General features: G+C 34.5%; 18 protein-coding genes, 1 tRNA gene and 1 pseudogene. 9 read left to right on the top strand and 11 right to left on the bottom strand.

Annotated features, from left to right (window positions below; genetic code table 11):
• Positions 1-1,533, bottom strand: coding sequence for a glutamine-hydrolyzing GMP synthase (guaA, locus tag ACYQ3X_RS07615; protein ID WP_460181207.1), 1,533 nt, complete (start codon positions 1,531-1,533; stop codon positions 1-3).
• A complete protein-coding gene (guaB, locus tag ACYQ3X_RS07610; RefSeq protein ID WP_460181206.1) occupies positions 1,534-2,994 on the bottom strand; it encodes an IMP dehydrogenase in 1,461 nt (486 codons plus the stop codon). It lies immediately after the preceding gene.
• 65 nt (positions 2,995-3,059) lie between these two features.
• Here guaB and ACYQ3X_RS07605 point away from each other — a divergent pair.
• Positions 3,060-3,132: transfer RNA gene (locus ACYQ3X_RS07605), tRNA-Arg, on the top strand.
• Here ACYQ3X_RS07605 and ACYQ3X_RS07600 read toward each other — a convergent pair.
• Positions 3,133-4,356, bottom strand: a complete 1,224-nt coding sequence (locus ACYQ3X_RS07600; protein WP_460181205.1) for a bifunctional 3,4-dihydroxy-2-butanone-4-phosphate synthase/GTP cyclohydrolase II — start codon at positions 4,354-4,356, stop codon at positions 3,133-3,135.
• 111 nt (positions 4,357-4,467) lie between these two features.
• Between ACYQ3X_RS07600 and ACYQ3X_RS07595 the strand changes: the two genes are divergently transcribed.
• The 8 genes from ACYQ3X_RS07595 to ACYQ3X_RS07560 are packed head-to-tail and all read left to right on the top strand — an operon-like array spanning position 4,468 to position 12,479.
• The gene (locus ACYQ3X_RS07595; protein WP_460181204.1) at positions 4,468-5,784 is read left to right on the top strand and encodes a hypothetical protein; all 1,317 of its coding nucleotides are present in this window, start codon (positions 4,468-4,470) and stop codon (positions 5,782-5,784) included.
• The gene (locus ACYQ3X_RS07590; RefSeq protein WP_460181203.1) at positions 5,759-6,277 is read left to right on the top strand and encodes a hypothetical protein; all 519 of its coding nucleotides are present in this window, start codon (positions 5,759-5,761) and stop codon (positions 6,275-6,277) included. Before ACYQ3X_RS07595 ends, ACYQ3X_RS07590 begins: the two co-directional genes overlap by 26 nt.
• Positions 6,261-6,689, top strand: a complete 429-nt coding sequence (locus ACYQ3X_RS07585; protein WP_460181202.1) for a hypothetical protein — start codon at positions 6,261-6,263, stop codon at positions 6,687-6,689. The genes ACYQ3X_RS07590 and ACYQ3X_RS07585 overlap by 17 nt, the downstream gene beginning before the upstream one ends.
• Positions 6,665-8,266 (top strand): pilus (MSHA type) biogenesis protein MshL, encoded by a 1,602-nt coding sequence (gene mshL, locus ACYQ3X_RS07580; RefSeq protein ID WP_460181201.1) that lies wholly within the window; start codon positions 6,665-6,667, stop codon positions 8,264-8,266. Before ACYQ3X_RS07585 ends, mshL begins: the two co-directional genes overlap by 25 nt.
• Positions 8,263-9,903, top strand: coding sequence for a GspE/PulE family protein (locus tag ACYQ3X_RS07575; protein ID WP_460181200.1), 1,641 nt, complete (start codon positions 8,263-8,265; stop codon positions 9,901-9,903). The genes mshL and ACYQ3X_RS07575 overlap by 4 nt, the downstream gene beginning before the upstream one ends.
• The gene (locus ACYQ3X_RS07570; protein ID WP_460181199.1) at positions 9,900-11,111 is read left to right on the top strand and encodes a type II secretion system F family protein; all 1,212 of its coding nucleotides are present in this window, start codon (positions 9,900-9,902) and stop codon (positions 11,109-11,111) included. Before ACYQ3X_RS07575 ends, ACYQ3X_RS07570 begins: the two co-directional genes overlap by 4 nt.
• Before the next feature lie 2 nt (positions 11,112-11,113).
• A complete protein-coding gene (locus ACYQ3X_RS07565) occupies positions 11,114-11,932 on the top strand; it encodes an ExeA family protein (protein ID WP_460181198.1) in 819 nt (272 codons plus the stop codon).
• 1 nt (position 11,933) lies between these two features.
• Positions 11,934-12,479 (top strand): hypothetical protein, encoded by a 546-nt coding sequence (locus ACYQ3X_RS07560; RefSeq protein ID WP_460181197.1) that lies wholly within the window; start codon positions 11,934-11,936, stop codon positions 12,477-12,479.
• Here the strand turns inward: ACYQ3X_RS07560 and ACYQ3X_RS07555 are convergent.
• The 8 genes and pseudogenes from ACYQ3X_RS07555 to ACYQ3X_RS07520 all read right to left on the bottom strand — a co-directional run bounded on the left by ACYQ3X_RS07555 (position 12,450) and on the right by ACYQ3X_RS07520 (position 22,914).
• Positions 12,450-13,907: a DegQ family serine endoprotease gene (locus ACYQ3X_RS07555; RefSeq protein ID WP_460181196.1), complete on the bottom strand. Its 1,458-nt coding sequence runs from the start codon at positions 13,905-13,907 to the stop codon at positions 12,450-12,452. The genes ACYQ3X_RS07560 and ACYQ3X_RS07555 overlap by 30 nt on opposite strands.
• 12 nt (positions 13,908-13,919) lie before the next feature.
• Complete coding sequence (gene fsa / locus ACYQ3X_RS07550) at positions 13,920-14,564, bottom strand: fructose-6-phosphate aldolase (protein ID WP_460181195.1); 645 nt, start codon at positions 14,562-14,564, stop codon at positions 13,920-13,922.
• Entirely contained in the window at positions 14,561-15,334 is a 774-nt protein-coding gene (locus ACYQ3X_RS07545; RefSeq protein WP_460181194.1) for a YkgJ family cysteine cluster protein, read from the bottom strand. Before ACYQ3X_RS07545 ends, fsa begins: the two co-directional genes overlap by 4 nt.
• Positions 15,318-16,226 (bottom strand): (Fe-S)-binding protein, encoded by a 909-nt coding sequence (locus ACYQ3X_RS07540; RefSeq protein WP_460181701.1) that lies wholly within the window; start codon positions 16,224-16,226, stop codon positions 15,318-15,320. Before ACYQ3X_RS07540 ends, ACYQ3X_RS07545 begins: the two co-directional genes overlap by 17 nt.
• Positions 16,227-16,250: 24 nt before the next feature.
• Positions 16,251-16,454, bottom strand: a pseudogene (locus tag ACYQ3X_RS07535) (4Fe-4S dicluster domain-containing protein); the annotation flags it as partial.
• Between the two features lies 1 nt (position 16,455).
• Entirely contained in the window at positions 16,456-17,955 is a 1,500-nt protein-coding gene (locus ACYQ3X_RS07530; protein WP_460181193.1) for an Rne/Rng family ribonuclease, read from the bottom strand.
• Positions 17,952-20,387: a TIGR03936 family radical SAM-associated protein gene (locus tag ACYQ3X_RS07525; RefSeq protein WP_460181192.1), complete on the bottom strand. Its 2,436-nt coding sequence runs from the start codon at positions 20,385-20,387 to the stop codon at positions 17,952-17,954. The genes ACYQ3X_RS07530 and ACYQ3X_RS07525 overlap by 4 nt, the downstream gene beginning before the upstream one ends.
• Positions 20,388-20,415: 28 nt before the next feature.
• Positions 20,416-22,914: an EAL domain-containing protein gene (locus ACYQ3X_RS07520; protein WP_460181191.1), complete on the bottom strand. Its 2,499-nt coding sequence runs from the start codon at positions 22,912-22,914 to the stop codon at positions 20,416-20,418.
• Positions 22,915-22,937: the final 23 nt, after the last annotated feature.

Below are 22,937 nucleotides of genomic sequence, written 5' to 3'. Positions count from 1 at the left end.
TTACTCCCACTCAATTGTTCCTGGCGGTTTTGAAGTTATATCATAGACAACCCTGTTTACTCCCTTTACTTCATTGATTATTCTATTGGAAATTCTCTCAAGTAATTCATATGGAAGCCTTACCCAGTCTGCTGTCATTCCATCCACACTGTGGACCACTCTTACAGCAATAACATGCTCGTATGTTCTTTCATCTCCCATAACTCCCACTGTTTTTATTGGAAGAAGAACTGCAAAGGACTGCCATACTTTTTTATACCAGTCTGAGTTTTTAATCTCTTCAAGAACAATTTTGTCAGCCTGCCTCAATATTTCAAGTCTTTCACGCGTAACTTCTCCAACGCATCTTATGGCAAGACCTGGTCCAGGAAAAGGATGCCTGTATAGAATCTCTTCAGGTATTCCAAGTTCCCTGCCAAGCTCTCTTACCTCATCCTTAAAAAGCTCTCTTAAAGGCTCAATCAATCTAAGCTTCATTCTTTTAAGCAAGCCACCCACATTGTGATGACTCTTTATGGTTGCAGAAGGACCTTTAAATGAGACACTTTCTATTACATCAGGATAAAGAGTTCCCTGTGCTAAGAATTTAACTCCTTCAATTTTTTTAGCTTCTTCTTCAAATATCTTTATAAACTCTCCACCGATTATTTTTCTTTTTCTTTCAGGATCACGCACTCCTTTAAGCCTTTTAAGGAATCTCTCTGATGCATCAATTACTTTTAAATTTATATGAAAATTACTTCTTAGCATCTTCTCAACCTTTTGTCTCTCACCAGCCCTTAAAAGTCCATTATCAACGAAAATGCAGGTTAAAGCATCTCCTATAGCCCTATGAACCAAAACTGCTGTGACAGTTGAATCAACTCCTCCACTTAAAGCACAGACAACTTTATATGAGCCCACTTTTTTCCTTATTTCCTCTATCTGTCTTTCCACAAAGGAATGCATGTTCCATGAGGGGCCACAGCCACATACCTTGAATACAAAGTTATGAAGTATTTTTTTGCCTTCCTCAGTATGCACAACCTCAGGATGAAACTGTAATGCGTATATTTTTTTGTCTCTGTGAGCCATTGCTGCATAGGGAGAGTTTTCAGTATGAGCAAGCCTTATAAAGCCTTCAGGCATTTCTGTAATTTTATCAGCATGACTCATCCAGACAACTGTTTCCTGAGAAACATCACTGAAAATATCAGAAAAATCATCAATTTTTAAAACAGCTTTACCATATTCTCTTTTCTGAGCTCTTGAAACCTTTCCACCAAGAATATAGGTAATAAGCTGCATTCCATAGCATATTCCAAGAACTGGTATGCCAAGACTGAATAATTCTTTATCAATGGATGGAGCACCTTCTTCATAAACACTTGCAGGTCCACCAGAAAGAATAATTCCAGCTGGTTTTCTTTTTTTGATCTCAATAAAAGATGCGTTACAGGGAATTATTTCAGAATATACATTAAACTCACGAATTCTTCTTGCTATAAGCTGAGTATATTGAGATCCAAAGTCAATTACTATAATTTTTTCCATTTAGTCTTCAACCCAGTAGTTTGGTGATTCTCTTGTTATTGTTACATCGTGAACATGGCTTTCCCTTAATCCAGCATTGGTGATTTTGATAAATCTTGCTTTAGTTCTTAATTCCTCAAGGTTTCTACAACCGCAATATCCCATTCCTGATTTAAGTCCACCAACAAGTTGATGAACACTCTTTGAAAGAGGTCCTCTGTAAGGAACTCTTCCTTCAACACCTTCAGGGACAAGCTTTTCAGGAGATGTAGTTTCCTGTCTATATCTGTCACGGGAGCCTCCTTGCATAGCACCAATAGAGCCCATTCCTCTGTATGTTTTATAACTTCTTCCCTGATAAAGTATGATTTCACCTGGTGCTTCATCTGTTCCTGCAAAAAGGCTTCCTATCATAACACAGTGAGCACCTGCTGCAAGAGCTTTTGTAATATCTCCTGAGTATTTTATGCCACCATCAGCAATAAGAGGTATGTTATATTTTAATGTTACTGCATAACAGTTCATAATTGCCGTAAGCTGTGGAACTCCTGCACCAGCAACAATTCTGGTTGTGCATATAGATCCTGGTCCGATTCCTACTTTTACTGCATCAGCACCTGCCTTAATAAGTTCTTCAGCAGCCTCTGCTGTTGCAATGTTACCTGCAACTACATCTATATCAAATCTCCTTTTAAGCTCTTTCAGTGTTTCAATCACAGCTTTGCTGTGTCCATGGGCTGTATCAATTACAATTGCATCAACTCCTGCTTTCACGAGCAATTCTGCTCTATAAATAGCAGGTTCACCAACTCCAACAGCTGCAGCAACTCTTAACCTTCCAAGATGGTCTTTGCATGCATTTGGATATTTTCTTCTTTTTTCAATATCTTTTATTGTTATTAAACCCTTGAGATTAAACTCATCATCAACAATTGGTAATTTTTCAATCTTATATTTATGAAGAATCTCCTGTGCCTCTTCAAGTGTTGTACCAACAGGGGCAGTTATGAGCCTTTCCTTTGTCATTACCTGTTCTACTTTTTTTGTGAAATCTCTTTCAAATCTCAGGTCTCTATTGGTTATTATTCCAACGAGCTTTCCATTAACTGTAACTGGAACACCTGAAATTCTATATCGCTCCATCAATGCCAGAGCTTCTGAAATTGGAGCGTCTGGAGAAATTGTTATTGGATCTACTATCATGCCACTTTCTGATTTTTTTACCTTATCAACTTCTGATGCCTGCTTTTCAGGAGGCATATTTCTATGAATTACTCCAATGCCTCCTTCTCTTGCAATAGCAATTGCAAGATTTGCCTCTGTAACTGTGTCCATTGCAGCGCTGACTAATGGAATGTTGAGCTTTATATTTGGAGTAAGATAAGTTGTTACATCAACTTCTGCAGGAACTATATCAGATTTTGCCGGAAGTAGTAATACATCATCAAAGGTTAATCCTAATGGAATTTCAAGCTCTTTCATTATATATCTCCTTTGTTAATGTTGTATTATAAATTATATCAGTTTTGCTATAATCAATTTAAGATGCGCCTGTAGCTCAGTGGACAGAGCATCGGCCTCCGGAGCCGAGGGTCGGAGGTTCAAATCCTCTCAGGCGCGTCATACTTCTTTAAGCAGGTGTCCAAGTTTCTGTTTTTTTGTCTTGAGATAGCAGAGATTTTTTTCATTTGGTTTTATTTCAATTGGAACTCTTTCAACAACTTTAAGTCCATAACCTTCCAATCCCACAATTTTACGGGGATTATTTGTCATGAGTCTCATTTTTCTTATACCGAGATCAACCAAAATCTGAGCTCCCACACCGTAGTCTCTTAAATCAGGTTTAAAACCAAGTTTTATGTTTGCTTCAACAGTATCTAAGCCTTTTTCCTGTAACTCATAGGCTTTAAGTTTATTCAGTAAACCAATTCCTCTTCCTTCCTGCCTCATATAAAGAAGAACTCCTTTACCTGCTTCTTCAATCATTTCCAAAGCTCTATGAAGCTGTGCACCACAGTCACATCTTTTTGAAAGAAATACATCACCAGTTAAGCATTCTGAGTGAACCCTTACAAGGACTTCATCTCCTGGTTTAATCTCTCCTTTTACCAATGCAAGATGAACCTTGTCATCAATCAATGTAGTATATGCTATTGCTTTAAACTCTCCATAGTCTGTTGGAAGCTGAACTGTTGCAACTCTTCTTACAAGAGTTTCATTCCGCATTCTGTATCTAATTAAGTCTTTAATCGTTGTAATTTTTAATCCATGCTTTTTGGCAAACTCCATCAATTGGGGAACTCTTGCCATTGTTCCATCTTCGTTCATAATCTCACATATAACACCTGCTGGATAAAGCCCTGCGAGACGTGCAAGATCAACAGCTCCTTCAGTATGACCTGCTCTTTTTAATACTCCGCCTCTTTGAGCTCTTAATGGAAACACATGACCTGGCTTTACAAGATCTTCAGGTTTTGTTTTTGGATCAATTGCAGTAAGAATTGTGTGAGCTCTGTCATGAGCTGAAATTCCTGTTGTTACACCTTTTCTTGCTTCAATTGATACTGTAAAGGCTGTTTGATGGGGTGTTTCATTTATATCCACCATCATGGGAAGTTTCAGTTCTTCAACCCGTTCAGGAGTTAAAGCCAGGCATATCAAGCCTCTTGCATATTTTGCCATAAAGTTTATTGCCTGAGGAGTTACTTTCTCAGCTGCAATAAAAAGGTCTCCTTCATTTTCTCTATCCTCGTCATCAACAAGTATAATCATCTTTCCCTGAGCCACATCTTCAAGAACTTCTTCTATTGTATTGAATTTGAATGTTTCTTTTTTTGTTGTCATTTCTATGACCTCCTTTAAGGATTAATTTTTAATATATCAAAATTTGAAAAGTTTTTGCGAGATTTAAAGAAAAACCCTGAAATTTTTTAAACTATGGTATAATTTTTAATAATGAAAAAGGCTTATCTAAGTATAGAAGCAGAAATTGTAAAAGCTATTATAGCTAAAAAAGGCATTGAAGATGCTGAATTTTTAGAATTTCCCAGGGATGAGATTCTCAAGTTTATTAAACAAAATTCAATAAAAGAGCTGTATATTTCAGTTTTCTTCTCAGATCTCTACACATTTAAATTTTCTCTACCTTTTCAAATCCCTGAAAAGAAAAAAACTCTTGAAAAGCTGGTATTTAATGAAATAAGAAAAAGATATCCATCATCTGAGCAGTTTTCATTTATCTATGAAAAATACATGAGTGAGGCAAGAAGCTATATAAGATGTTATGTGATACCTGAAGCCTCTTATCAGTTTATTGAGGAGTTTATAGAGGCAAAGGTTAATATAAAAGCTCTTTATCCAACGCATATTCCTTTAATTTCTTTCATAAACTCTGACTCAGATCTTGCAGAAAAAAACAAAATAGTATGCTTTGTTTCCGGAAAATCAAGATTTTTATTCATTTTTGAAAAATCTGAGATGATTCTTATGAGAGAGTTTGAAGTAAGCGAGGATTTAACAGAGGAAGATACAATAAATATCAATATGACAGTGAACTATGCAATTCAGAATCTCAGGATAACTCCTGAGGAGATTATTTTTACCGGGACAAAACATAAAGAGATTTCAGGACTTATTCTTCCTCATAGATTTTTATCAGTATTACCAGAAAAGGAGAAATATACATTGCCTTTGAGCATGGTATTGTTTGAAGATAACTTAAAAAATAGTAGCATTCTACCTGAGGATTACAGAAGATTTAAAAAAACAGTTAAATATTTAAACTATGCAGTTTCTCTTCTTACAATAACGCTTCTGTTTTTATCAGGCTATAATCTGGAGTCCTTTTATAGGTTAAAATCCCTTTACAACTCATTAGCCTCTCAAAAGCAATATATACTGCAGCATGAGCAAGAGTTTATCAATATTCAACAAATTATGAAAAAATTTGAAACAGAGTTAAAACCCTTTGTTGAATTGCAAAACAAAAGAAACTCCATGCTTGATACAAGATATATTATTATGAATGTTTCTCAGGCTAAAACAGGCTTGATTCAACTGGATTCCTTAGAGATATTGAACTATGAAAGGCCTGAAATAAAAATAAAAGGTAAAAGCACAGGCAAAACTTTTTCTCAGAGACAGTTTTCTTATTTGAATTTTAAATCATCTCTTTCTAAGCAAGGTTTTAAAATTACCAGTGAAAACTGGGATATTACAAAAGGAGAGCTGATCATAAATGCGGTTTATGAGCATCCGAGAGTTTTACAGTAAAAAAATAGGTAAAAAAGTTATTTTTATATCTTGCCTTTATGCTATTGTTATGCTTCTTTTGTCTATTTTAATTTATTTTAATAAAACAGAAAAGTCTATCACAGAAGAGGCGGCATTTATAAAAAAATTAGAGCATAAGATAAACCAGAGCATTAGATTAAAGAAAACAGTTGAAAGCATCAGTATACCTGAAAAGAAAAACTCAGAAATCCTCGTAGCCCAATTTATTGATGAGTTAAAAACAAAATTTCCTGAAATTAACATAGAGATATCAAAGATGAAAAAGGAACAAAATCAATTAAGTCTTGATATGGCTTTGAAAGCTGAAGCCTCGTGGGAAAGATTCACCGATCTGTTAAGCTTTCTTGAGGAAACAGGATATCCCTTTGTTTTCATTAAATCAATTTCAGTTTCTCAGAAGGGCAATTTAATAAGTATTGATATCAAAACAGAATTAAGGTTAATTTATCAGGAAGATGACAAAAGAGTTTAAGATATCTGCTGTCATTTTTATAGTTTCTCTTTTATTTTTCGGGCTTTCTCTAAAAATCAAACCACCATCATTTATTACTCCCTTTGAAAAAAATATCTCAGAGTATGCCTTACCAGAGATAACAGTTAAGGAGAAAATTCGTTTTCCTGAGTACAGTTTAAATAATCTTTTTGAAACATTAAAAATAGCAGAGAATGAAAAAAAGCTTAAAGAATCAACAGTTACAGAAACTCCTCTTCCTGTGCTATCATTTATCTATGAAGGCAGGAATAAATATGCTGTGATAGGAAACTCAATTGTGAGAGAAGGTGACATTATCAATGGATATCAGATAAAGGGCATTTATAAAAACAGGGTTTTGATCAAAGACAAAAAAGGAGAATTAAGATGGTTAAAACTGGAAAATTATTAATACTGCTTCTTTTAATGCTAAATGCCTGTAGCAGCATGGAGATGAAAGGAGAGATAAAGATTCCCCAGATTGAGTTTCCCAAAAAAGAAGAAGCAGTAAAAAAAGAAGTTCCTCCAGACTTCAGAATAGAAACAGAAGATATAACACCTCTTAAGATGAAAAGGGTTTCTGTAAATGCAAGGCAGACTCCGATGAGGGATATTTTGCTTGTTTTATGTAAAGATGCTGGTTTAAATCTTGTTATTGAAAAAGACGTGGATCCAAATGTTCCAATAACAATGGTTTTAAGTAATGTAACGCTAAAAGATGCTCTTGATGCAGTTTTTTCCTCCACTGATTATTTCTATAAAATTGAAAGAAACATGCTTCTTGTAAAAGACACAGATACAAGAATATTTCATCTAAGCACAATTCCCATTCAGCAGAACTATTCAACAGATGTGGGAGGAGACATTCTTGGTGGAGTAATAGGTCAACTGCCGGGAATGACTACAACCACAGGCACCACAGGAACAACAGGAACGACTGTTCTTAAAGGAAATGTATCAAAATCCGAAAAAACAGATGATATAGCATATAAATTCTGGGATTCCATAGAAAAAGCACTTTCTTCAATTCTTGGAACATCTGCACCTAAAACAGTTTCTTCTGTAGCAGGTGGGCAAGTTCAACCCATTGTGGGAGGCAGTCGTGAAAACTATGTAATAAATAGAATGACAGGAACAGTGATGGTTACAGCAACAAAGAAAAATATGAAAAAGGTTGAAGAGTATCTTGAAACAGTGAAAAAGGTCATGGCAAGGCAAGTTCTTATAGAAGCCAAAGTTATAGAAGTAGCACTCTCAAAATCTTTAAAATACGGAATTGACTGGTCCTTTTTAAGAGAGTGGAGTCATGGTACACATACCTGGAGCATTGGTGCTCAAACATCAGGCTTTACCAATGTAATAAGTCCTGATAGTCCCTATTCCACTGGAAAGTTTTCATTAACAACAACGGCTATAAAGGATTTTTCAGCTTTAATTAAGGCTCTTTCTGAGTTTGGAGATGTAAGAACCCTTTCAAATCCCAGGGTAAGTATAATGAATGGACAGACCTCTCTTTTTACAGTGGGAAGAAATTACTCATTTATATCAAAAGCTCAGAGCAATGTTACAACATCTGCCACAGGTTCACCAATTATAACCTATACAGTGGAAACAGGCAATCTTCTGTCAGGACTGATAATCGGTATAGTCCCTTACATTGATGACAATGGAGAGATTTCCCTTACAATTACTCCAATAGTTTCAAAGCTTATAGAAATGAGGTCTGCAACTTTTGGTTCTTCAGATGCCCAGACAATAATTCAGCTTCCAAGTGTTGATTTAAGAGAACTTAGCACAACAGTTAAAGTAAAGGATGGAGAGATTATAATAATTGGTGGAATGATTAAAAAAGAAGAGAGTCTCTCAGAAAATAAAATGCCCCTTTTAGGAGATATTCCTGTGGTAGGTGAACTTTTTAAAAGTAAAGACAAGGAAGAAACAAATACTGAACTTGTAATACTTTTACAGCCAAGGATTATTCCCCAATGAGACTTGGTGATATTTTATTAGAAAGAAAATTAATAACTGAACAGCAACTAAGCATTGCTCTTAATGTTCAAAAAATCACAGGTCAGGTTCTTGGAAAATGTTTAACATCACTTGGATTCATTACATCTTCAGAGCTTGCAGAGGTTCTTGCAGTTCAGCATGGAATTGAATATATAGATATCAGGCAGTATCCCATTGACTCATCTGTTCTTAAAAAATTTCCAAAAAATGTTACTGAAACAGCAAGATTTCTTCCCATTGAAGAAGCAGATGGAGTTGTTAAAATAGCTGTTACTGATCCAAGCAATGTTGTTGCTCTTGATAAAGTAAAATCAATCACAGGAAAAAGAGCAAAGCCTTATCTTACAGATGAGGATAGTTTCATAGATACACTTGAGAAAGCTTATTATTTTCTGGAAAATCCAACAGAAAAGATTATAGAAGAAGCAATAAATACAACTTTAACAACAGGAGTAACTCCTCCTGATTATTTTCCACGGATTGTTGATGCTGTTTTAGCAGAAGGAATAAGAAGAGGTGCAACAGACATACATATAAATATTAATGCTGGTGTTTTAACCATCTGTTACAGAGTTGATGGAATTCTGACTGAAGGTTATTTTCTTCCAAGGTCAATGCATACAGGAGTTGTATCAAGAATAAAGATTCTTTCAAGGCTTGATATAGCTGAGCAGAGACTCCCTCAGGATGGTTCATTTATTTTCTCTTTTATAGGGAAAAAATATGAAGTAAGAGTATCAACTATCCCAACTGTGGAAGGAGAAAGCGTTGTCCTTAGATTGCTTTTTGGAGGTTCAGAGGAGTTCTATAGCCTTTCAAAACTTGGCTTCAGCAAAGCACTTTTTTCAAGCCTTAAAGCTCTTATTAAGAAACCAAGTGGCATAATTCTCGTTACAGGACCTACAGGTTCTGGAAAAAGTACAACTCTTTATGCATTAATAAGAGAAATAGATAGGCTTCAGAGAAGTGTTATCACAATTGAAGATCCTGTTGAATATAGAATCTCTTTTGTTAAACAAAGCGAAGTGAATGAAAAAATTGGCTATGACTTTGCTCTTGCTGGAAGAAACTTTATGAGGCATGACCCTGATATAATTCTTCTTGGAGAGATTCGTGATGAAGAAACAGCACGCATTGCAATAAGAGCATCAATTACAGGACATCTTGTTTTAAGCACGCTTCATACTTCTGATGCAGTAAGTGCTATTCCAAGACTTTTTGATCTTGGTGCTGATAGATTTCTTCTTAGTTCATCCCTTCTTGCTGTGCTCAGCCAGAGACTTATAAGGAAAATATGCCCTTTCTGTAAAACATCAAGAGATTTAAACGAAAGAGAAAAGAATCTTTTTGCTTCTTTTCAAATGAAGATAGAGAGGATTTATTATGGCAAGGGCTGCAAAATGTGTAGAAACACAGGCTTTTTAGGAAGAATAGCCATAGGAGAGCTTATGACAGTAAATGAAAAAATAAGAGATATGATTTATGAAGGAGCTTCATTCAATGCTCTCACAGAGGCTGCAGTTCAGCAGGGCATGATTCCACTTAAAATTGATGGATTAACAAAGGTTGCAGAAGGCTTCTCCACACTTGAAGAAGTTGAAAGGGTGGTAGGATGAGCATTTTTATATACAGGGCAGTTACTGAAGAAGGCAAAGTTTTTAAAGGTTTTGTTAAGGCAGACAGTTACACAGATGCCATGAATATGCTTGCAATGAAAAACATTTATATTCTTTCTGTATCAGAAATACCCAGAATTTTTTCACCTCTTATAAATTTTTTCTCAGGCAGGATAAAAAATGTTCAATTAATTGAGTTTGCCAAAAACCTCTCAATAATGCTTAAAGCAGGAGTACCTCTTACTGTAGCTTTGGCAGATATTGCTGAAAATATAACAAAGGAGAGATTTAAAAGAATTGTCCTGGATTTGAAAGACATGATTGAAAAAGGAATGTCTTTTAATGAGGCAATATCAATGCACAGGGAAGTTTTTCCTCCTGTGGTTCAGTATCTCATAAAAATTGGAGAGGAAACAGGTAGGCTTGACAGTAGCCTCAGTGAAATAGCAGATTATTTTCAAAGAATTGAAGATTTAAGAACAGCAATAAAAAGAGCCCTTATTTATCCCATATTTGCTACAGTGGTTTCCTTTGGTGCTGTTTGTTTCTGGCTTGTTTATGTTCTACCAAAAATTGTAAATGCTATGCAGGGTATGGGAGTTAAGATTCCTTTTATTACGCAAATTCTGGTTCAAGCAGGAGGGTTACTAACAAAGTTTTTTTATCTTTTGCCTGTTTTTCCTTTAATTTTTATTCTCTTCATGCCTGTGATTAAAAAAAATAAAAAATTGAGATGGACAAGAGACTTTCTTTTTTTTAAACTGCCAATAATAAAAGAGATATTTTACAATAGAGCCGTTGCTCTGTTTGCAGAGCAGTTACGTATTCTTACAGCAGCAGGTGTGCCCATAGATAATGCTCTGGAAATGACAGCAGAAGTTGTTAATAATGAAATCATGAAAAAGGCAATAAATAATGCAAAAGAAAAAATCATTACAGGAGAAAGAATCTCACAGTCTCTTAAAGAACAGCGGATTTTTCCTCCAATGGCAATAAGGCTAATAGATATTGGAGAGACTTCCGGAAATCTTGATGAGCAGCTTGGATTTTTGAATAATTACTATACATCAAAACTTCAGGAATACTCTACAAGGCTTGGCAAAATAATAGAACCTGTAATGATTTTATTTATTGGGCTTTTCTTTGCTGTAGTCTTTATAAGTCTTTTAACTCCTCTTTATGATTTAATATCAAAACTCGGGAGATAGCAATGGAGTATTTTGATTTTTATAAGTTTAAAGAAGATCCCTTTGGAATTACCCCTGATCCTGATTTCTTTTATCCTTCAAAAAGTCATATGGAAGCTCTTGAATCCATTAGATATCTTATTCAGAAAGGTGAGGGTTTTATGCTTGTTACAGGCTCTCCAGGAACAGGAAAAACAACACTTATAAGAAAAGTTTTAAGAAACTTTAAGGAAGAAAATATTCTACCAATTGTTATTTATAACTCTTCACTTACTCCTCAGGAATTGCTTAGAGGAATAATTGAGAAGACCGAGGATAGATCAATTGATTTAAGCAGGTTTCAAAGCAAGCTTTCAATGGTTGAGTTTTTATCAGAATATCTTAAAAATAAAAAGCTTTCAGGATATAAAAATCTTCTTATAATTGATGAAGCACAGGATATGCCCGAGGAAACCCTTACTGAGATAAAACATCTTTCAAATATTGAAACAGAAAAGGAAAAACTTCTTCAGATTATTCTCTTTGCTCAACCATATTTTGAAGATCTTCTCTTAAAACCCAGGTATTCACAGATAAATCAGAGGATAAGCCTTAAAGTTAGACTGTATCCTCTTACAAAGGAAGAAGTTAGTGAGTACATAAACTACAGGCTTAAGAGGGCAGTAGAAACCCCTGTTTATTTTAAAAAATCAGCTATAAGGCGAATATATAAAGCATCAAAGGGAATTCCAAGAGTTATAAATCTCATATGTTCAAGAGCATTGATGGTGGGATATATTAAGAATTCGTATAAAATAAAAAAATCCTATGTAAAAATTGCTTTAAAGCATCTTCATCTGTAAAATGCAAAACTTTTCTTTGGGTGAGAAAATAGAACTTCTCTGGAATAACATTGATGAATTAAAAAAACTTATAGAAGAGCTTGATTCGCTTTTTATAAAGTTTCCTGAAGTTTTTAATCAAACAAAGGTTCAGGCAAATGAGGTTAAAAATCTCATTTTAAAAATTGATCCCTTTGTTGATATTTATGCTAAAAAAGTTTGTTCAAAGTGTGTTAACATCTGCTGTCTTAACAAAAACAGTCGCTATGAATATGATGACCTTATTTATATTCTGGCTCTAAGAGAAAAATTTCCTGTTCCTGAAAGAAATCTTAAGGAAAAAGAACCATGTTATCTTCTTACAGAAAAGGGGTGTAAAATTCCCCGCTACTTAAGACCTCTTAGATGCAACTGGTATTTTTGTAAAGACTTTTTACAGGAGATGGAAACAGCACCTCCTCGTGCCTTTAGAGAATTTTCAAATACCTTCAACAAAATGCTTCACTTAAGACAGCAGATGCTGAACTCCTTCTTTCAATCACTCTCTTATACTAAGAGTGATGTATGATACTCTTCCGTTTCTGTAAAACCACACAATAGCCTCACTCTGAGATTTTTTTGCTACTCTCAGAAAGTCTTTAACACTGTTGATTTTTTCATTGTTAATCTCTATAATCACATCTCCTTTCTTGAGCAGTCCTTCAGCAGGCGAATCAGGATCAATTGATATTATAACAACTCCATTGATTTTCTTAGGAATATTAAGCTCACTTCTTAGTTTATTTGTTAGATTATCAACAGTAATACCTGCCAGGACAGATTCTGCCCGAGATAGCTGCTGTGTTGGTGGAAGCTCACCTATGGTAACAGTTTTTGTATAACGGTTTCCGTTTCTTATGATCTCTATTTGAACTGTTTTTCCAGGAGGAGTGTTTACCACCATGTTTCTTAGATGGGCAGAATCTTCAACTTCCTTACCATCAAAGCTAATTATAATGTCTTTTCTCATAAGTCCAGCTTTTTCAGCAGGGCTTCCTTCCTGAACATCTGTAACAACAGCACCTTTTATCTCTTTAAGTTTTGCTACCTTTGCCATTTCACTATCTAAATCTTGAACTGTTACTCCAAGCCATCCACGAATTACCTTTTTATGTTTGATAAGGCTATCCATAACTGTTTTTGCCATATTGCTTGGAATTGCAAATCCTATTCCCTGATATCCTCCTGTGGTGCTGAATATAGCAGTGTTTATGCCAACAAGCTCGCCTCTAACATTAACCAGAGGACCTCCTGAATTTCCAGGGTTAATTGCTGCATCTGTCTGGATGAAGTCTTCATAATCAGATATTCCCACATTGGCTCTTCCAGTAGCACTTACAATTCCACTTGTTACAGTAAGATTTAGTCCATAGGGATTGCCAATTGCAATTACTGTCTCACCAACTTTAAGTTTGTCAGAGTCTCCCCATTTTATGGCACGTAAGCCATCTGCTTTTATTTTTATCACTGCAATATCGGTTTTTGCATCATAACCAATTACTGTTCCATCAAAAACCCTTTTATCATAAAGCTTTACCTTGATTTCATCAGCTCCTTTAATGACATGATAGTTTGTAAGAATGTATCCTGAAGGATCAACAATTACTCCTGAACCAAGTGAGGTTTGAGTGTATTCTCTGGGTCTTTCAAATATATCGCCAAACTCTTCACCAAAGAATCTTCTGAAAAAGGGATCATCAAAAGGAAAAGGAATTCCTGGTCTTTTGATTTTTTTTGTTGTGTAAATATTTACCACAGAAGGTCTTACAGCCTGAATAACTTCTGCCATTGCATTGCTAATTTTTGATAAAAGTTCCTGAGATTCCTTTGAAATCTGGTAATCCTCTGAAAATCCTTTAGTCTGCAGGTCAAATCTTGAAGCAATTACCAGTCCGATTGTAATACCTATCAAAAGAAAAAAGATAGCAGAAAGAAGAATCTTTTTATTTTTTCTCATTTTTCTCCTCCTTTATCTTTTGATTTTTTCCCAATCCTTGAGAAATCTCTCAATACCAATGTCAGTTAATGGATGTTTGATAAGCTGTTTTATTACAGAATATGGAATAGTTGCAATATCTGCACCAATTCTTGCAGCCTCAAGAACATGCAAAGGATTGCGAATGCTTGCAACAATTACCTGAGTTTCAAAATCATAGTTTTCAAAGATAATCTGAATGTCTCTTATAAGCTCCATTCCAAAGTGACTTATGTCATCAAGTCTTCCAACAAAAGGACTTACATAGGTAGCACCAGCTTTTGCAGCCAAAACTGCCTGCATTGGTGAAAAAACCAAAGTTACATTAGTTTTTATCCCTTCCTGAGAAAGCTTTCTTACTGCCTTAAGTCCATCTTCAGTCATGGGAATTTTAATAACAATATTTGGATGAATTTTACTTAATTCATAAGCTTCTTTCACCATATCATCAAATTTAAGAGATACTGCCTCAGCGCTCACAGGACCATCTACTATCTGACATATTTCTTTAAGAAGAGAAGTTGGCTCTCGATTTTCTTTTGCGATGAGTGAAGGATTTGTTGTCACGCCATCAATAACTCCAGCTTCCCATGCTTTTTTGATCTCTTCAATATTGGCTGTGTCAATGAAGAATTTCATTCTTCTGCCTCCTTCATAACTTTAATTATAAAATTTTCTCCTTCTTTCTCTATTAAAACTCCATAAAGTGGAGCAAGTTCCAAAAGGGATCTGCCAAAAATCAAAGGCAAAAGATCATCCTCAATCTCCAGTTTTTCTTTTGCCCACTCCCTTATAGCATTATCATACAAAATCATCTCAACAATTTTTTCAAAGTTTTCTTCTTTACCAGGTGTGAATTCTTCTACCAAGGTATTAAATTTATTGAGAGAGCATTTTTCTTCATGTTTGTTTATGGCTTCTCTAATAATATCAATACTTCCAAAAAGATTATCTCTTGTCAGTCTTCTTGCCTCAATACCTGTAATTGTAATGTTCTGGCTCCAGCATTCAAACTCTCTGCATACAGTGGGTCGCATCTCATAAATTGTGCATCCAGATTGAGGATCATAAAAAATGCATGTAGAACTTCCAAAGATGGGACGCAGTTTTATCAGTTCCATTGATGAATAATAGATATCACCATCAATAAAAGAGCGAATCTTTTCACCTTCTCTTATTGTGTAAATCTCTTTTTCAGATATGACACCTTTTTTAAGAAGCTCAATATCTTCCTTAAGAATTACAGGAGTGTCTCTTCTACAGCATTCTCCGCATCGTTCACATTTTGTTTTTAAGGAAAATTTCATTTTCTTTGGATTCCCATAAGAATCATAACCCTGCACAACAGACTCTTTCTTTGGCTTGTAAACTGTTCCATCAGGTAAGATTATTTCAAAGGGATCTTCCATCTTTTTCTCCTTTCAATAAAATTTTTTGAATTACCTCTGCATAATGAAGTATTTTTTTATCCTTCATAGATGATTTAAACTGAATTATGCAATTTGGACAAGAACTTATTATCATATCTGCTTTTTCATATTCTAAAACTTTTCTTCTTAGAATATCCATAGATTGTTTTTCAAATAAAAAAGAAAAAACTCCTCCAAAACCACAGCAACCTGTTTTTTTCTCAGCATCAATTCCGAATTTTTTCAGCAATTTCAAAGTGTTATCCGAATCTTTCACATAGTTAGAGGTATGGCAGGAAACATGAAAAAAAACATTATCCCTGCTTTTTCCTTTGAACTCCTCAAGATTTTCTTCAAATAAATCTGGAAACTTCAATACATTGAGTCCATCTCCAGTAAGTTCTTTATAAACATCTCCAATAAAATGAGCACAGGTTGGACATGGTGTAATTATACCGTCAATATTGAAAGATTTATAAATTTTTAGGTTTTTTATGGCAAGTTTTTTTGCCTCTTTTTCAAAACCTGCACTTAAAAGTGGTGCACCACAGCAGTGCTGTTTTGGCACAATAACTTCATAGTTTAACCAGTTCAGAATGTAAATTAGAGCTTCAGTGATTGATGGCATCAAATAGTTTGATGAGCATCCTGAAAATAGTGCTATTCTTCCTTTTGATTTTAATCTGCTGTAAACCTGAAGAGAATTGGATTGCTGTTTAATATTAAGAGTTGGAAATCTGTTGAGGTAAGGCAAATTTTTTATATTTAAAAAGTTTTTAAAACGATTTATGATGGAAAAAATTGAGAAAAATATACCAGGATAAAGGGAAAAATACTTGAATAAATATTGAAAAATCCCTTTTTTTACCTTTGCTCTTGTTTTATATATCATACTCGTTACATTTACATTCAAAGGACAGGAAGTTTCGCAGTTTCCGCAAAGAAGGCAGCTAAAGATTCTTTGCGTAAAAGATTCCTCACAGATTATTTCATTTTCATGTAAGGCTTTAATAAGCCTCAGCCTTCCTCTTGGGCAGAAGGATTCGTTAAGGAAAACCTGATAACTGGGGCATGACTCTTTACATTTTCCGCATTTATTGCATTCAGTGAGAAAATCCATTTTATGGTAAGTTTTTATGAATTGAGTAGTTTTCCTGATGTAGCATTGGATCTTTTTTTATTGTAATTCTTAATTTTCTGGTATTTTCAATCTCCTCTATTGAGTCTCTTTCTTCATCAGTAAGCAGATCAGCAACAGCAGTGTTTGCAATTACTGTGAGCTCTGTTCCTTGCGGAACTGACATGAATCTGAGTTTTCTCAGAATTTCATATGCTACAGTTCTTATGCTTTTTACTCTTCCTTTTCCTTCGCAATATGGGCAGCTGTCACAAAGAATGTGTTCAAGGCTTTCTCTTGTCCTTTTTCTTGTCATCTGAACTATTCCTAATTCTGTAATGTTGTAAATTGTCGTTTTTGCTCTGTCTTTCTTCATAGCCTCTATCATGGCATTTATGATTTTCTGTTTATTTTCCTCTTTTTCCATGTCTATAAAATCAATCAATATAATACCACCGAGATTCCTCAGCCTGATTTGATATGCAATTTCTTTAACTGCTTCAAGATTTGTTCTGAGAATTGTATCTTCAAGATTTTCCTTACCAACGAATTTGCCTGTGTTTACATCTATTACTGTCATTGCTTCTGTCTGATCAATAACAATATATCCTCCAGACTTAAGCCATACTTTGCGGTGAAGTGCTCTTTCAAGGTCAACCTCTATTCCAAAGGCATCAAATATTGGCTCTTCTCCTTCATAAAGTTCAATTTTATCTGCAATTCTTGGAAAATAAACCTGCGCAAACTCTTTGAGTCTTTGCCATTCCACATAACTGTCAATTATCATGCGATCCACATCCTGGCTCATAAAATCTCTAAGACTTCTTAAGACAAGATCAAACTCACTGTGAATTAATGAAGGAGCATGAGCCTTATCTTTTTTCTTTTGAATGTTATCCCACAAAAGGAAAAGAAAATCTATATCTTTCTGAATCTCTTCTTCAGTAGCATTTTCACTTACAGTTCTCATAATTAATCCAAACCCTGATGGTTTAATTTTTGCTGCCAGTTCTTTCAGTTGTTTTCTTTTCTCTTCATCTTCTATTTTTCTTGATACTCCAATATGTTCCATTCCAGGCATAAGCACCACATATCTACCAGGAAGAGTAATTCTTGAGGTAACCCTTGCTCCTTTTGTTCCCATTGGATCCTTTGCAACCTGAACAAGTATTTCTTGTCCTTCCTGAACAAGTTCTTCTATGGAAATATCTTTAAAATCAATTTTTGCAATCTCTGTTTCTTCATCACTTTCAAGAAAAGGATAAAGATCTTTAATTCCACCTTTTATATCATCAACATAAAGAAATGCTGCTTTATCAAGTCCTATATCAATAAAACATGCCTGCATACCTTTCAAAACCTTTACAACTCTGCCTTTATAGATGTTTCCAACATAGCTTGAATCACCCTTTCTTTCAATATAAAACTCAACGACCTGACCACCCTCAAGAAGAGCAACTCTGCATTCCTGTTTTGTTACATTTATTAATAATTCATTGCTCAAGGCTCTATCCACCTTCCTTTAAAGCCATACATGGCAATTCTTTTTATGTTTAACTCCTTAAGAGGCTTATGAAAAACAATCTCTACTATCTCAGAAATTCTTGCTTTATCAACAGAATCTTTTATTATTATACATACTTGATTACCATTTATTTGAATTTCCTCTAAAAAATCCTTGACAGGAAGCTGTTTGCCTTCTCTTTTTATGGTTAAATTCTCTATTTTGTCAAAGATAAACTTCTCTTCAAGTTGAACAAGATATCTGTATCGTTGAATAAAGGAACTGAGTGAAGGACTTCCCTGTGGAATTGTTTTTGCCTCAATTATTTCTAAGCCTTCAGGCAAAACTTTATTTAATCTTTCAATGTATTCCTGCTTAAACTCACCAGAAATCTTTAAATCAAAATACTCCTTTTCGCTTTCTACTCCTACAGGCAGAGAAGGACCAAAGGAAATCTCAGGCTTTGGATGGAATCCCTTTGAAACAATGAAAGGAATCTCTGCTATTCTCAATGCTCTTGTAAGAAGATTGCTCATTTCAAGCTGAGAAAGATACTTCATCAGTCCTGTTTTTCTATGAGAAAATCTTACTGTAAAGTTAGCCTGAGATAGTTTGCTATCGTTCATTGTGGCAGAAAATTTCTCATCCAGAGATTTTTCAGTTATTCCAATCCGAGGGTAGGAAATTCCTTCCTCATTAGCTCCTATGGAAGAGCACTTCAATCCACATCCTTCACATTTCAAGGTGCATTCCTTTGAGAATTCAGAATTAAATGCTCTCTTGAACTCTCTTTTAAGAAACTCCTTTTTTACTCCTGTATCAACGAAGTCCCATGGCAGAGCCTCATCAAGAGAAAACTCTTTCTTTGCATAATTAAATAAATCAATTCCTGTTTCGTCCATTGCTTTGAGCCATCTGTTAAAGTCAAATAAATCAGACCATGCACTTAGCCTTTCTCCATTAAGCCATGCCCTGTATAATACCTCACCAGTTTTTTCATCTCCCCTTGATAAAGCAGCCTCAAGAACACTCATCTGTGGATTGTGTCCTTTATAATGGATTTTACTTTTATGGAAAGCTTTTTTTATAAAATCAAGTTTTTTAACCATTTCATCAAAATTAATCTGTCCAAGCCATTGAAAGGGTGTATGAGGTTTTGGAACAAAGGGAGATACAGTAACATTTATTTCAATAAATTTTTTTGTGAATTTTTTTGCAGTTTTTATTATTTTTCTTGTTAGATTAACAATTTCTTCTATGTCCTCAGCTGTCTCAGTTGGGAGTCCTATCATGAAGTAAAGCTTTATATTCTGCCAGCCTTCTTCAAAGAGAAAACTGCAGGCTTTATCAATATCTTCATCAGATATATTTTTATTGATAACACTGCGAAGTCTGTGAGTGGCAGCCTCAGGTGCAATTGTAAATCCTGTTTTTCTTGCTGACTTGATTGCCTGAAGTAAATCCTTTGTTACCTTATCAGCTCTTATTGAAGGAAGGGAGACAGCAACTGCTTTTTTTGAAAAACATTTATTTAGATCTTTAACAAGCTCAGTTAAACATGGATAATGTCCTATACTGAATGAAAGAAGAGATAGTTCTTCATAACCTGTATTTTTTATTAAATTTTCTGCAATTTCAAAGACTTTCTGAGGGCTTCTGAATCTCAAAGGTCTGTAAATAAAACCTGCTTGACAGAATCTGCATCCTGAAGGACATCCTCGGGAGACCTCAATGGAGACTCTATCATGAACAATTTTTGCATAGGGAACAACAGGAGCATCTGGAAAAGGAGCAGTTTCTAAGTCATTGACAAATCTTCTTTTAACAGTTTTTTTGCCTGCATAGGGAACATAAAAACCTTCTATCCCTGATAATGCCTTTAGAAGCGATTCCTTAGAAGAATTTGACTCCTTCCATTCACAAAACACCTTTATAAATTCCACAATTGCCTCTTCTGCCTCTCCGATCAGGAAAGCATCTATGAATTCACTGAGTGGCAAAGGATTAACAGTGCATGGACCTCCAGCAATTACAAGAGGATACCTATTGTTCATTCTATCCTGCCATTTTAAAGGAATCCTACCAAGTTCAAGCATGTTCAGGACAGCTGTATAGGCAAGTTCATATTGAAGGGAAAAACCTATAATATCAAAATTTTTAAGAGGAGTTTTTGTCTCAAGAGAGCTGAGTGCGATATTGTTTTTTACCATATAATCCTGCATATCAATCCATGGAGAGAAAACCCTTTCAGCATAAACCTCTGGATGGCTATTTAAAATGTGATAAAGAATTTTTAAGCCAAGATGAGACATTCCTATTTCATAAACATCAGGGAAACAGAGGGCAAACCTGATAAGGTTACCTTCTTTGTAAACAGCATTAATCTCGTGATTTATGTATCTTGTGGGTTTTTCAAAATAAAGAAGATTCATTATTTAATTAAAACAGAGATTGGCTTTTTTAAGCAATAAAAGAGACGAGATTGTCTTCTGGGACAGGCTTTGAAAATAAAAATCCCTGAACAAAGTCACATCCCATTGATTTTAAAATTTCAAACTGTTCCCGAGTTTCAACCCCCTCAGCTAAGATTTTCTTGTCAAGTCTTCTGGCAAGTTCTATTATTGTCTGAACAATGGCAAGGCTTTTTTTATCTTTAACCATGTCTTTAATAAAGATTTTATCTATTTTTATAATATCAACAGGTAAATCTCTTAGATAAATCATTGATGAATAACCTGTTCCAAAGTCATCTATGGCAATTTTAGGTGGATTATCCATTGATTTTATCTGTCTGAGTATCTCCATGGCATATTCAGGGTCATTGATGAAAGTTCTTTCAGTAATCTCTATAATAAGTTTATCTCTTATATCAGATGGAATCGCTGATAAAAGGGACAGAATAATGGGATTACTGAATGTTTGTCCCGAAATGTTAAGAGAAAGACTTATTCTCCATTTTTTAATTTTCTCAACAATTTCACTAATTGCCCAATTTTCAAAACTACTAAGATAATGACTATTTTCTAGATAATCAATAAAAAAATCTGGCGTATATATCTTACCGTTTCTGTCAATAATTCTTACAAGAGCTTCAGCTGCTGCAAATTTTAATGACTCTGTATAAAAATAGGGTTGATAATAGAAGGTAAAAAGTTTTTCTTCAGAGGCTTTTTTAAGGAGAGTAAATACTTGCAATCGTTTTTCAGCTTCCTTTTCAATTTCAGAGTCAAAAAACAGAATTGCTCCAGCTCCTGCTTTTTTAGCTTTCTGCAGGGCAATGTCTGCCTTTTCATAAAGAGTGTTATAATTCCCTCCATCCTTTGGATAAACTGAAAATGCTGCATTGATATTGATAGAAATTGTTCTATCATTAAAGTTAAAAACAGAGTTATTAAGTTCGTGTAGCTTGGAGTAAGCTTTGTATATCTCATCAGAACTTTCCAGTATCATATAAACTCCAAAAGTATCAGAGGAGATTCTTGCTACGGTATCGGTGTTTTTAAAGGATTTTTTAATTCTTTCTGCAAATTTGAATAGAAGCTGGTCTCCAATATTGATACCATAGACTTTGTTTATATAGCTCATATCATAAATATCTATCATAATAAACAAGCCTAAACCTGAAGTTTCATTTAATTTCTGGGATACAGTTGCTGCAAATCCATTCATATTCAATAATCCTGTAAGGGCATCATAATTCTGAAGCCTCTGTATTCTTTCGGAAAGTCTTATTTTTTCTGTTACATCCCTTGCAACAGCAATAAATCTTAAGATATTTCCCGGAAGCCTCACAGGAATAATTTTTAGGTCAACATGAAAAATTTCTCCATCTTTTTTTCTATTTGGAGTTATTGCATTGAATATTTTCCCTGAAAGAATTGTATCCCACATTTCTTTGTAAAATTCTGGAGGATTGAGCCCGGATTTAAATATTCTCGGATTTTTTCCAATGAGTTCTTCTTTTTTGTATCCACTAATTCTTTCAACTGTCTCATTTACATAAAGAATATCACCTTTTTCATCTGTAACCAGTATCCACATATCAGAGTGTTTAACTGCCTCTGAAATAATTATGTTATGTCTTAGTGTATCAACTCTTTCAATAGCAAAGGATATGTCATGCTGAATCTCTTTAAGTATATCAATGACGGTATCATTAATATAATTTGGAAATTCTGAATAAATTTTTAACAAAGAAACAACCTTTCCATTCTTAAAAAGAGGAATGGTGCAGGAGGAAATAAAACCTCTTTTTATCAGTTCCAGAGCAAATTGATTCTTTTTAGCATACTCTCTTGAGTCTGGATTAATAGTGATTTCTCCTCTAAGTAAAGCCTCATATGAGAGAGTATCTGTATGTATTTCATAATCATATATTTGGAAAAGCCCTTTATCATCTCCTGAATAGTATGCTGGAATAATTTTATTGCTTTTTTCATCTATAACTCCTATCCATGCAAGTTTAAAATTTAAATTTTTCACAAGGCAGTTGCAGATTCCCATGTATATTTCTTCTTCAGTTAATGATTTAGTTATTATTCTGTTTATCTCCTGGAGAATTGCTTTAATGTTTTCAGAATATTTTTTTGAGCTGATGTCATAGAAAACTATAAGTTCTGAATAAACTCCTCTGAAAAGTATGGTATGTATAATACACTCAACAAAAGCTACAGAGCCATCCTTTTTCTGAAAACGAATCTCATAAATTTTTGAAAATTTTTCACCTTTCAATCTTCTTTCCCTGTTTTCAATTATCAATTTCCTGTCTTCAGGATAAACAATATCAATGCTGCTCATGGTGTAAAGTTCATGTTCTGAATATCCAAGGAAATTTTTTGCATATTCATTGAAAAAGAGTATTTTTTCGTGATAAATAATAACACCCATATTGGGCGAAGCTATCAAAGTCTCTAAGATGTCATAATAAGCCCATTCTGAGAGCATTTTATCAACTGCCATTTTAGAAGTTCCTTTTCTCCCAC

This window comes from Thermodesulfovibrio sp. TK110 (genome assembly GCF_054658355.1).
The sequence above is the reverse complement of the archived record's forward strand: the minus strand, read 5'-3'. Positions and strand labels throughout refer to the sequence as shown.